9 protein-coding genes are annotated in these 11596 nt (G+C 70.3%); 5 read left to right on the top strand and 4 right to left on the bottom strand.

The window, feature by feature from the left end; genetic code table 11:
• Positions 1-11 precede the first annotated feature (11 nt).
• The 4 genes from ACZ4LX_RS25050 to ACZ4LX_RS25035 all read left to right on the top strand — a co-directional run bounded on the left by ACZ4LX_RS25050 (position 12) and on the right by ACZ4LX_RS25035 (position 6629).
• Positions 12-2255 carry an ATP-binding protein gene (locus ACZ4LX_RS25050; RefSeq protein WP_467648735.1) on the top strand — a complete coding sequence of 748 codons (2244 nt, stop codon included), beginning with the start codon at positions 12-14 and terminating at the stop codon, positions 2253-2255.
• Positions 2252-4564, top strand: coding sequence for a WD40 repeat domain-containing protein (locus ACZ4LX_RS25045; RefSeq protein ID WP_467648732.1), 2313 nt, complete (start codon positions 2252-2254; stop codon positions 4562-4564). The genes ACZ4LX_RS25050 and ACZ4LX_RS25045 overlap by 4 nt, the downstream gene beginning before the upstream one ends.
• A 384-nt stretch (positions 4565-4948) precedes the next feature.
• Positions 4949-5635: an RES domain-containing protein gene (locus tag ACZ4LX_RS25040; RefSeq protein ID WP_467648729.1), complete on the top strand. Its 687-nt coding sequence runs from the start codon at positions 4949-4951 to the stop codon at positions 5633-5635.
• Positions 5636-6245: 610 nt separating this feature from the next.
• Complete coding sequence (locus ACZ4LX_RS25035; protein WP_467648726.1) at positions 6246-6629, top strand: XRE family transcriptional regulator; 384 nt, start codon at positions 6246-6248, stop codon at positions 6627-6629.
• Positions 6630-6997: 368 nt separating this feature from the next.
• On the opposite strand, the gene ACZ4LX_RS25030 is transcribed toward ACZ4LX_RS25035, so the two are convergent.
• From ACZ4LX_RS25030 to ACZ4LX_RS25015, 4 genes are all read right to left on the bottom strand, one after another.
• Entirely contained in the window at positions 6998-7216 is a 219-nt protein-coding gene (locus ACZ4LX_RS25030) for a hypothetical protein (protein WP_467648724.1), read from the bottom strand.
• An 87-nt stretch (positions 7217-7303) separates the two neighbouring features.
• Entirely contained in the window at positions 7304-8209 is a 906-nt protein-coding gene (locus ACZ4LX_RS25025; protein WP_467648721.1) for an SDR family oxidoreductase, read from the bottom strand.
• Positions 8206-9147 carry an alpha/beta fold hydrolase gene (locus ACZ4LX_RS25020; protein WP_467648718.1) on the bottom strand — a complete coding sequence of 314 codons (942 nt, stop codon included), beginning with the start codon at positions 9145-9147 and terminating at the stop codon, positions 8206-8208. Before ACZ4LX_RS25020 ends, ACZ4LX_RS25025 begins: the two co-directional genes overlap by 4 nt.
• Positions 9144-10664, bottom strand: coding sequence for a flavin-containing monooxygenase (locus tag ACZ4LX_RS25015; RefSeq protein ID WP_467648715.1), 1521 nt, complete (start codon positions 10662-10664; stop codon positions 9144-9146). Before ACZ4LX_RS25015 ends, ACZ4LX_RS25020 begins: the two co-directional genes overlap by 4 nt.
• A 194-nt stretch (positions 10665-10858) precedes the next feature.
• Between ACZ4LX_RS25015 and ACZ4LX_RS25010 the strand changes: the two genes are divergently transcribed.
• Entirely contained in the window at positions 10859-11506 is a 648-nt protein-coding gene (locus ACZ4LX_RS25010; protein ID WP_467648855.1) for a MerR family transcriptional regulator, read from the top strand.
• The last annotated feature ends 90 nt before the right edge of the window (positions 11507-11596 follow it).

Below are 11596 nucleotides of genomic sequence, written 5' to 3'. Positions count from 1 at the left end.
ACACTAGGGAGATGCGGAACAGGGCGGGGGAGTTCACGAAAACGCAGGACGCCGAGGCGGATTCCGACGCGCAACGGACGCTGCTGACCCTGGCGGTACGTGACTACGGCGACGGGAACGACAGCTTCACCGAGGGGATCGACGAGCAGCTGGAAGTCGTGTCGGAGTGGTGGTCCGGGCAGGGCTCCGAGCCGCCCTTCCGCCAGGTCCCGCCTCCGGATCTGGTCAGGCGCGAGGACGTCGAGGACTTCCTGCGTGAGCACGAGGTGAGGGAGATGAAGGGGCAGGCGCTCGTCATGTTCATCACCGGGCATGGAGTCTCCACCACCCGGACGCACTTCCTCAAACTGCCGGGCTCCGAAAGGGGACGGCACCTCAACACCTCGGTACGCACCACGGAACTGATCACCGCCGCCCTCGACTCGCACGTCCGGAACGTCCTCGTGATCGTCAACACCTGTTACGCGGGCAAGATCCGCAGCGAGCTCGACGAGGTACTGGAGGACATCCGCGCGGAGCGGCGTACCAAGTGCAGTCTCGATGTCCTGGTGACGTGCGGGCACGACAGGAAAGTCCAGGTGCGGCGGTTCCCCACGCTGCTGCGCGGCGCCCTCCAGCGGCTGCGGACCACCGCGGGCATCACCACCCCGTACCTCACGGTCGCCGAGCTCATGGCCGAGTTCGAACGCGGGCTGGGCACGGAGGACGAGATCAGACTGCACCGGCTGCACCGGGTGATCGACGGCAGCGGCATCCTCACGCCGACGCCGTGCATCCCCAACCCGGGCTACCGCTACGGCCAGGACCCGGTCGGGGCGGGGCTGCGGCAGACCGGGACCCCGGCCGACGACTACTGGCTCGACCGGGCCACCGGCCGTACCCAGGACAGCGATCCGGGGTGGTACTTCCGAGGCCGGGACGACATCAACCGCAGTGTCACCGAGTTCCTGAGCCCCGCGCGTACCCGGGGGGTCCTGCTGATCACCGGGACCGCGGGCAGCGGCAAGTCCGCCGTGCTGGCACGGGCGGTGGTTCTGAGCAATCCGCTGTTCCAGGACGAACCCGTCCTCAAGGCGGCGGTCGACCTGTCCACGGACGGCACCGTGCCCGCTCCCGGTTCCATCACCGGGGCGATTCTGGCGCGTCACCGGGGACCGGCTGACCTGGCCCGCGACATCCTGCGGGCGCTCGGGACCGAACCCGGCCCGCCGGCCTCGACCGAGGACCCCGTCATCACCTGCACCCAGCAGATCATCGATACCCTCCGCGACCGCGGCGAGCCGGTCACGCTGGTCATCGACGGTCTCGACGAGGCGGCCGAACTCCCCCGTGTCATCGACGATGTCCTCGCCCCGCTCAGCGAGTTCTGCTCCCCGCAGCTCGGACAGGTACCCGCCCCCCGCCAGGACGGCGGCCCGCCTCCCCCGTCCGCGCCCGCCGGCCTGCGCCTGCTCATCGGGGTGCGCTCCAGCCTGCCGCTCAGCGAGTCACCCGTGGAGCTGGCCGACGCGGAGCAGGGGCTCAGCGAGGCCCTTCAGGCCGCGTTCCCCACCGCCGAGGAGCAGCGGACGGACGGCGAGGCGAGCGTGAAGGACATCGAGCAGTATCTTCAGGCGTTCATCGGCGAGGGCGGGCACCGCGATACGGCCGCGGAGGCGGCGGCCCTGGTGGCGCCCGAGGTGTGGCCGTCCTTCATACTGGCCCGTCTCGCGGGGGAGCAGCTGCGCTCGGCCGATGATCCGGCGGAGGTCGCGCGGCAGGCGGAGTGGCTGGCGATGCTTCAGCGGGGGATGTCGGGGCTCCTCAGACGCGATCTGGTGCTGGTGGCCGGGGACGGACTTCCGTCCGATGTGGCGCTGGCACTGCTGCGGGCGTCGGCCTTCGCCGGAGGGGCGGGAATCCCCTGGTCGAATATCTGGCCGAGGATGGGGCGGGTCTTTCTGGGCCGTCAGTTACCGGACTGGGACGACATGATCGGGAAGCTGCTGAAGAGCCGCCTGAACGGCTATCTCGCGCACGATCACGAGGACGACCGGCGGGTCTACCGCCCGGCCCACGAAGCGGTGACCGAGGTGCTGTGCGACCTCGACGCGGACCTGCTCGACGCGGGCCCGGCGGACGGGGTGCCGACGGACACGGAGCCGGCGGACACGGAGCCGGCGGACAGGGAGCCGCGCGGCGCGGATTCGGCAGACGCGGCCCCGTCCGCCGCCGACACCGGCTCGGCCCCGTCCGCCCCGGGCGCGGGCGGATGAGCCGGCGGCCGGGTGGCGACCGGCATGCCGAGATCCACCGTCGGCTGGCAGCGGCCCTGGCCGAGCTGGTGCCCGACGATCCCAGCATCCCGCCGCACCCCTACCTCCGGCGCCATCTGGCCCAACACGCCGCTCAGGGAAGGGTGCTGGACGACGTCCACGTACCCCCGTCCCTCCTCCCGTGGGAATCCAGCTCCGGTCTCGGCCGGTTGCTGGCGGGCGGGAACAACCCGTCGGACCGTCAGCAGTGGTTGCAGGCCTGGGCGAAGCTGGAACCCTTCTCCCGGGGGCTCACTCCGCTGTCGCGGCTGACCAGCCTGCACCTGGCCCACCACGCGGCCACGGCACGCCACCAGCCCCTGCCCCCTTCGCCTCCGGAGGACGCGGTGCTCGCCGGGTCACCGGTCACCCCGCTCTGGAGCGACTGCGCGAGCCCGGACAATGTCTGGGCCGTGACCGAGGCCGCCGTCACCTCGCTGACCACGGTGAACGCGGGCCGGCGGGCGCGGGTCCAGCCGCTGCTGGTCACGGGGGACGACCACGGGGTCATCCGTATCCTGCGGCACGACGGCTCCGCCGCCGCTCCCCCGATCGCCGTACACGACGGCGCCATCGAGCACCTGGTCACGCTGCACGAGGGCCTTCTCGCCACGGGCGCCACCGACGGCACCGTCTCCGTCCTGGACGCGCTCCGCGGCCGCACCATCGTGCCGGTGCTCCGGCGTCCGGGCACCTGGGTCAGTTCGCTGACGCTCTACCGGCCGGGCGGCCGGGCCCGGATGCTGCTCGCCGCGTGGAGCGACGGCCACATCGCCGCGTTCAACACCGCGGCGTTCCAGCGGATCGACGTACCGCTCCCGAGGCTTGAGCGAGCGGCGGCCATTCTGCGGGGGACGGCCGGACCGGACGGGGCCGGACTCCTGCTCTACGCCCAGCACGACACCGTCAGCAGCTTCGACGGGCGCACAGCCGTCATGCGCTCCCGCCATCCGGCGGCCGTGCGCGCCCTCGTCGCCCTGCCGTCGGCCGGCCGGTATGCCGTGGGCGACGGCCACGGCACCCTGTCCGTGCACGACGTGACCCCCCACGGGCGGACCGGTGTCGTCAGCACCGTCGCGACGTCCGAGGGCGCGGTGACCGCGCTGGCGCCGGTCGAGGTGGCGGACGGGCAGGCGCTTGCCAGTGCCGGGGCGGACGGCACCGTACGCCTGTGGCGCACCGACCCGCTGGAGGCCCTCGGCCAGTCGGTCCAGGCGCACTCCGCCCCGGTCACCGCGCTCTCCTCGTTCACCGAACGGCCGGGCGACCGCCTCATCACGGCCGGAGCCGACCGCACCGTGCGTAACTGGCCCCTGGACGGCGACACGTTCCGGCACGGCCGGGCCGCCTGGACCCCGGTCACCGCCAGCGCACTGTCCCCCGGGCTGCCGCACCGGCTCGCGGTCACCGAGGGGAGCAGCACGCTGACGTGGAACATCGAGACCGGCGGGAAGCAGCCCGTCATCGATGACGAACCAGTCACCGCACTCGCCTGGGCGAGGCTGCGTCACCGTGTGCTGCTGGCCGCCGCCCGCAGCGACAACAGCATCGCCCTGTTCGACACCTCCGCCCCCAGGGGTTCGGCCCCCGCGGCGATACTGCGCGGTCACTACTCCCCCGCCCTGGCGATGGTGGCCATCGAGGGCCCCGGCGATTCCGCCCGGCTGGCGAGCGCGAGCGCCGACGGATCCGTACGCCTGTGGGACCTCGATACCGAGCGGGCCGTCGCGATGCGCAAGGATCACAAGTTCAGCGTCCGGTGCCTGGCCTCCGGGAGCGCCGAGGACGGTGTCCTTCTCGCGTCGGGCGGCAGCGACGGCAATCTCCGGATCTGGGAGGCGGCGGATCTGACCCAGTACGGCCGCACCATCCGGTGCGGTCAGCACATCGTCAACGACGTCGCCTTCGCCCCGGGAAGCGGCGCGGCGGGCCCGCAGCTCGTCACCGCCGGCCAGGACGGCACCCTGAAGTTCTGGGAGCCCGGCACCGGAACCGAGGCCCTGTACGAGTTCGACCCGGGTGACGGTGAGTTGAACGCGGTGACGGCCTTCCCCGTCCAGGGGAAGCGCGTCGCCTTCGCCGCGGCCGGCAGCACCAGCATCCACCTGTGGGAACCTTCGGCCTCCCGGCATCTCCTTCAGATCGTCACCGGGTATCGCGTCAACGCGCTGCGCACCGCCCCGCAGCAACCCGGCGACCCCTCCACGGTGCTCCTGGCGACCGGCGAGGCGGGCACCATGATCTTCCGTATCCATCACGACCGCCTGTGAGGGGGCGCCCGATCGCTGGTCGTCCGACGGCCTCCGGGACCGGATGCGCCCTCTGCGCGCCTCAACGCGATGTCTTTGCGCCTGCCCGGTGTCGGCGAGCGGGCCGTCACGCGATGCTCACCTGCGCAACAATGATCAGCCGCGTCGGCGGCCGGAGAGGCCCGCCCGGACCCGCCGCCGACTCCTGCCCGACGACCGTCGCGAAAAGCCTTGTCGAGGATCCATGACCGCTGTCTTAGCACCCACCGCCGGCCCGTTGCCCCGCACCCGCCTCCGCACCCGCCCGCACGCGTTCGCCGGCCGGGACGACCGGCCGGGACGGGTCGAACAATCCGAACGGACGGGGAAACGAGGGAACGACCTCGCTGGACGGAGGCCGCAGGCATGACCGCCTCCGTACCCCCTGTCGTACTCGCCCACGCCCCCGACCGGGGTGTATGGCGCCTGGGCAAGGCAAGCGCACCGTTGAGGTTCAACCGCGTCGAACCCGAAACCATCGGGGGCTCCTCGGCCGGCCGCTTCAGTCTCTTCACCTACGGAATGCTGTACTGCGCCTCCGAACCGACCGGCTGCTACGCCGAGGCGCTCGCCTACTTCCGCGTCCATCCGGAGGTACGGGCCCTCCTCGCCGACGAACCCCACAAGCCGGGTCACATGAGGATCGGCCACCTGGCGTCCGGCTGGCGCGACGCCCACATCCTGGTCCGGCTGAAGCTGGCGGCCGAGGCCCGGTTCCTCGACGTGGACGCGGACATCACCCGCGAGGTACTCGCGGACGAGCTCCGGAACGAGTTCCGCGAATGGGGGGTCGAAGGGGAGCTGACCGACGAACACATCCACGGCAAGGACCGCCGTGTCGCCCGCCAGATCGCTGCCTGGACCGTCGCCCAGCGCAACGCCGAAGGCCACCAGCTGGCCCAGGGAATCGTCTACCGCTCCGGATTCGGCGGACGCCGCTGCTGGGCCGTCCTGAGCGGGACCGACTACACGGAGGCGGAACGCCGCCCGATCCTCGCCGAATCCGTCGAACTACAGGAAGTGGCTCGCGAGTACGGACTCACCGTCTGGTGAGCACCGCTCGTTCGCCGCTCTTCGCTCTCCGCTCTCCTCCCGACGAACGCCGCCCACTCGACGTTCTCCGTCCGGCGAACGCCCCGCTCGACGTTCTCCGTCTCGTGAGCGCCCCCGCTCGACCGACTGGCCGTGCGAAATGTCCCCCGATCTGATGTCTGAGCGATTCGTACGGAGTAGCACCTGTGAGTCCACGTCAGTGGACCCCTCGGAAAACATGCAGCTCACAGGCCCGACCGGCAACATGAGGAGGGATTTACCACCCTTTCAAGGAGGGAAATCCATGGAGTAAGTTGCATGTAAGCGGGTAGCATTTCGTCAACACCACATGGGGGGATGCAATGTTGACCTCAAGTCACTTACGTTTAGCGAGTGCTGCGCCCATCCGCAGACCCGGAGCGATCAGCTCGCCCCGGCATCCCGGTCACCTCCTCCCTTCTGTAGTGGTGCACACCACGGCCGCGGCAATACCCCTTGCCCACCCGCCGCAAGCACCCCATGGACATGGCTGACAAGCGGCAGCGAATCGCGCCCACGCCCAGCCTTCGCGCATCCAGCGCACACATCCTCCGCTGACGCCTCCGGCGAGCGACGAGGAAACGAGGAGACCATGCAGACTCAGCGAGAGACCACGCCCGAAGCCCGCGCACTCCGCGACACGACGGAGCAGTCCATCGCGGGCATCGCGCGCTTCCTTCAGGACACCTTCAGTCAGCGCGTCGTAGCGTTCATCGCAGGCATCGAAGATCCCAAGCAGGTCGGAAAGTGGTGCAGGGAGCAGAACGCTCCGCGCTTCGACTCCGAAATGCGCATGCGCACCGCCTACCAGATCTTCAAGTTCATCGAGAGTGCCGAGAATCTCCACACCGCTCGCGCCTGGATGATCGGGATGAACCCCCAACTGGACGACGACTCACCACTTGCGGCGATCGCCGGTGAGCGCTACAAGGAAGTCATGACCGCGGCTCGCGCCTATCTTCAGGGCGACCTCTGACGTCAGGCTGACAGCCGCCGTCCGGAAGATCTCTGCCTTCAGGGAGATGTCTGGAACCCGGGAGATGTCTGGATCCCTGGAGATGTCTGGATCCTGGGAAATCCTTGCCTTCAGGGGGCCTGCGCCTGCCTGCCGGCCCGTGCTGCCCGGCTCCGGGTCGAGCTCGGGCTTCGCGGGGCCCAGGGCTTCGGGGGCGGCTCCGGCTCCCCGGCCGTACATCGCATCCACCACGCGGGAAGGGGCGCGCCCCGAAAGATCCGGGCGCGCCCCTCACCATGCGACGCAAGAACGCGCCGGCGGTACTGCCGTGAGCAGTACTCACGTGAGCAGTACTGCCGTCAGCAGTACCGGCATGAGCCGTACTCGCGTCAGCGGTCGAACTTCTCGCGAACGTCGTCCGCCGCACCCTGGGCCCTGTCACGGCCCTGCTCGGACGCCTGGCGGGCCCGGTCGGTCGCCTCCTGGCGACGGTCCTGGCCCTGCCCCTGGCCCTGGCGCCGGCTTTCGCCCTTGCCGTCCTTCATCCGCTTCTGACCCTGGTCGGCAAGCTGCTGCGCCTTGTCCTTGAACTGGTCGGCGATGCCCATGCTGTTCACTCCTATGTGGGGGTGCGTGGGGTGGCCCCGTCAGGGCCTCGACCAGACTTACACGACGGCACATTCAACGCATTTCGATCACTTACGCTGCGTATTCGATGACGCTCTCGACATACGTTCGTCCTGGTCAGCGGCTCCTCCGGCGCCCACGAGCCCCTTGCCGACGTTCTCCAGACGTGGCCCGAACCGCTTCATCTCCCGCTGCCCGACCGCACCGATCAGGCTGGGCAGGTAGCCCCGCACGGACTGCATGCCACGCAGCCACCATTGGGCGTACACATGCGAGGAACGCCGCTCGATACCGGCCACGATCCGGTCGACGGCCGGGCCCAGCGGATACGTCCGGTTGGACGGCCACGGCAGCCGCTGGCGCAGCTCCCGCATCACGTCGTCCTCGTCCGCACCACGCACCATGTCCGTGTCGGTCCAGGAGAGGTAGCCGACCCCGACCCTCACACCCCGGTAGCCGACCTCCGCGCGCAGGCTGTGGGCGAACGCCTCGACGCCCGACTTGGACGCGCAGTACGCGGTCATCATCGGGGCCGGGGTGATCGCGGCGAGCGACGCTATCTGGAGGAAGTAGCCCCGGCTCTCCATCAGGACCGGCAGGAACGCCCGGCCGGTCACCGCACCGCCGATGAGGTTGACCTCGATGACCCGCCGCCAGGCCACCGGGTCGGAGTCGACGAACGGCCCGCCCATCGCGACACCCGCGTTGGCCACGACCACGTCGACCTTCCCGAACCGCGCCTTGACCTCCTGGGCAACCCGCGCCATCGCCTCGTGGTCGGTGACGTCCGCGTGCCAGTGGTCGCTGTCCCCGTGCAGCCGTTCGGAGACCTTCTTCAGCTCATCGGGCTCCAGGCCCACCAGCGCCAGCTTCGCGCCGCGCGCCGAGAGCTTGCGGGCCAGCAGCTCGCCCACACCCCGTGCCGCGCCCGTGACGACGACTACCTGCCCCTCCAGAACACGCCTGCCGCTCATGCGACCTCCTCCTTGCCCTCGATGCCAGTCGTACCCCGCACCGGGAGATACATGGTCACCAGTTCCCGGATCTTCGCCGTGACTGTCTCCGGCGCCTCGACCGGTGTCATATGACCCATACCAGTAAGTTCGGTGAGACCGAGGCTGTCGGGCAGCGCCGCCGCGATTCTCCTGGCGTGGGCGGGCGGCGTCAGCCGGTCGTCCGTACCCGCGATGACGGCGGTGGGCACGTTCAGGTTCCGTACCCCCTCGTCGAGATCCAGGTCCGCGAGTACGTGGCCCCAGGCGAAGCGGGGCGCACGCGGGCAGGCGTGCACGATCCGGGCACAGGCGTCGACCCGGTCAGGAGCCGAACCGGCCCCCATCGTCGCGTACTTGAGGATGCGCCGGGAGAGCGGCGTGACGGGTCCGAGCGGCGCCCGCGCCCCGAGGATCGCACGCGTCATCCGGGTGCGCACGGCGCCGGGCCCGAGCGGCACCACCAGCGACTCCGCGATCAGCCGGGAGCTGCCGGTGCTGCACAGCAGGGCTGCCGCCGCGTGTTCGCGCAGCCCGGCCCGCCGCGAGGCGGACATGATCGTCATGCCTCCCATGGAGTGGCCGGTCAGCACGGCCTTCTCACCCGGGGCGAGGGTGGCAGCGAGTACCGCTTCGAGGTCGTCCGCCAGCGCCTCGGTGCTGTAGCCCTCGCGCCCCACCGAGGGCGAGGTTCCGTGACCGCGCTGGTCGTAGGCGATGACGCGGTGGTCCACGGCGAGGTCCCTGATCTGCGCGTCCCAGAAGCGGGTGCTGCAGGTCCAGCCGTGGGACAGGACCACCGCGGGTGCGCCGTCCTGCCCGTGCACCTCGACATGGATGCGGGATCCGTCGGCGGAGACAGCCATCAGTTCGCGCCCCGGCACCGGCCGGGGGTGCGCGCCGTGCACCGGCCGGCTCATCCCGCCACCTCCTCGGCCACGGTCTTGTCCGCCCGGCGCTGCGCGGGGACCCGGACGACCTCGTACTCCGCGACGTCGACCCTGCGCGTCACCTTGCGGAGCTCGGAGGTGGTGCCGGGCCAGACGGTGGTGTTGCGCCCGTTGGCGTCCAGGTACCAGCTGTCGCAGCCGCCGGTGTTCCAGACCGTGCGCTTCATCCGCTCCTGGACGCGCCGGTTCCACGCCCCGACGGACGAGGGGCGCGCGTCGAGTGCGACGCGGCCGCCCAGCACGTTCAACTGGCGCATGTAGTCGGCCATGTAGTTCAGCTGGGACTCGATCACGAGGATCATCGAGGAGTTCCCGAGCCCGGTGTTGGGGCCGATGATCGTCATCCAGTTCGGGAAGCCGGGGACGCTCGCACCGCGCAGCGCCTCCATGCCGCCCTTCCAGGCCTCGGCGAGCGTGATGCCTTCCGCGCCCACCACCCGCTCGGCGATCGGCATGTCGGTGACGTGGAAACCGGTGCCGAATATGATCGCGTCGACCTCGGCCTCCGTACCGTCCGACGCGACGACCGTGGAGCCGCGCACCTCGCTCAGACCCGAGGCGACCACATCCACGTTGGGCCGGGCGAGCGCCGGGTAGTAGGCGCTGGAGAGCAGGATGCGCTTGCAGCCGATGCGGTACGAGGGGGTCAGCTTGGCCCGCAGCGCCGGGTCCTTGATCGAACGGCCCATGTTGGACTTGGCTATGGTCTCGATCAGGCCCAGCTCGTTCGGATGCTTGGTGAAGGCGCTGACCTGCAACTCCCTTATGCCCCACAGCAGTCCGCGACGCGCGGTGCCGGTGAAGGGGAGCGTGCGGTGCAGCCAGCGCTCGGCGCCGCTGATCCGGCGGTCCATCCGGGGCATGACCCAGGGCGGGGTGCGCTGGAAGAGCGTCAGCTTGCCGACCTTCGGCTGGATCGCCGGCACGATCTGGATCGCGGAGGCGCCGGTGCCGATCATGGCGACACGCTTGCCTGTCAGGTCGGCGTCGTGGTCCCAGCGGGCGGAGTGGAAGACCTTGCCGGGGAAGTCGGCGAGCCCCGGGATATCGGGCACCTTCGGGTCGGAGAGCGGGCCGGTCGCGGAGACGACGACATCGGCGACGACCGTCGCGCCATTGGCGCTCTCGATGACCCAGTTCAGCGCGTCGTTGTCCCAACGCATCATCGTCACCTCATGGTTCAGCCTGAGGTGCGGGCGCAGCCCGAAGGTGTCGGCGACATGCTCCAGATAGGCGCGGATGTGCTCCTGTCCGGAAAACGTGCGCGGCCACTCGGGGTTGGGGGCGAAGGAGAACGAGTAGAGGTGGGACGGTACGTCGCAGGCGCAGCCCGGGTAGCTGTTGTCGCGCCAGGTGCCACCGACCGAATCGGCCCGCTCCAGGACCACGAAATCGGTGATGCCTTCGCGGCGCAGCCGGACGGCGGCCCCAAGTCCCCCGAATCCGGATCCGATCACCGCCACTCGTACATGTTCGTGCTGGGCCATGCTGCCGCCTCCTGCGGTACGTCACACGACTCTGCCAGCAATCACTGGCATTGTTGGGAGAGTAGAGCAGCTTCGTACCGATGGGTAGGGGGCCCGCAGAGGAAAGTTACCGACGGTACAACCACCGGCCCCTGCCACAGGGAGGCCGGTAGGGTGCGGGGGTGGCTGAAAGACGCGCGCACCGCGAATACCGCATGGAGGAACTGGCCGAGAAGGCCGGCATCCCCGTGCGGACCCTGCGCTTCTACCGCGAACGCGGCCTGATATCGCCACCTCGGCGCGAAGGCCGGATCGCCTGGTACGACGACCACCACCTGGCCCGCCTGCGCACCATCGCCGGCCTGCTGGAACGCGGCCACACCCTCACCGGCATCGCCGACCTGGCCCGCACCTTCGAGAGCGGCCGGGATGTCGCCGAGGTGCTCGGCCTGGGCGAACCGACCGAGGAGACCCCGGTCCGGCTCACACCGGAGCAGCTGGCGGACTACTTCAAGGACGACTCCACGCCGGAGAACCTGGCGACGGCCATGGAACTCGGCTACCTCGGCACGGACGGCGCCGAGATCGTGCACATCAGCCGCCGCCTGCTGGACGTGTCGGCCGAACTCGTACGCGAAGGAGTCCCGCTCGCCGAGGTGCTCGCCTCGGGCCGCAAGGTCCGCGAACACGCGGACGCGCTGGCCGACCTCTTCGTCTCGGCCCTGCGCGCCCACAGCACGGAGGCCGAACCACCCCAACTGCGCCCACTGGCCCGCGCGGTGGTGGACGCGGAACTCTCCATGGCCCTGGACCGGCGGCTGCGCCGCGACGCGGAATCGCCGCCACCGCAACCGCCGGCCTGACCACTTCCCTGCCACTCGTACGCCACGGTCACCGACACCGACACCGGCATCGGCATCGGCATCGGCATCGGCATCGGCATCGGCATCGGC

It is taken from the genome of Streptomyces sp. NPDC026062 (assembly GCF_055568375.1).
This window is presented reverse-complemented; position numbering and strand designations above follow the sequence as displayed.

Bases quoted from the DNA above. Each gene is read 5' to 3' on its own strand.
- ACZ4LX_RS25050 (WP_467648735.1), top strand. From the start codon at position 12: ATGCGGAACAGGGCGGGGGAGTTCACGAAAACGCAGGACGCCGAGGCG.
- ACZ4LX_RS25045 (WP_467648732.1), top strand. From the start codon at position 2,252: ATGAGCCGGCGGCCGGGTGGCGACCGGCATGCCGAGATCCACCGTCGG.
- ACZ4LX_RS25040 (WP_467648729.1), top strand. From the start codon at position 4,949: ATGACCGCCTCCGTACCCCCTGTCGTACTCGCCCACGCCCCCGACCGG.
- ACZ4LX_RS25035 (WP_467648726.1), top strand. From the start codon at position 6,246: ATGCAGACTCAGCGAGAGACCACGCCCGAAGCCCGCGCACTCCGCGAC.
- ACZ4LX_RS25030 (WP_467648724.1), bottom strand. From the start codon at position 7,216: ATGGGCATCGCCGACCAGTTCAAGGACAAGGCGCAGCAGCTTGCCGAC.
- ACZ4LX_RS25025 (WP_467648721.1), bottom strand. From the start codon at position 8,209: ATGAGCGGCAGGCGTGTTCTGGAGGGGCAGGTAGTCGTCGTCACGGGC.
- ACZ4LX_RS25020 (WP_467648718.1), bottom strand. From the start codon at position 9,147: ATGAGCCGGCCGGTGCACGGCGCGCACCCCCGGCCGGTGCCGGGGCGC.
- ACZ4LX_RS25015 (WP_467648715.1), bottom strand. From the start codon at position 10,664: ATGGCCCAGCACGAACATGTACGAGTGGCGGTGATCGGATCCGGATTC.
- ACZ4LX_RS25010 (WP_467648855.1), top strand. From the start codon at position 10,859: ATGGAGGAACTGGCCGAGAAGGCCGGCATCCCCGTGCGGACCCTGCGC.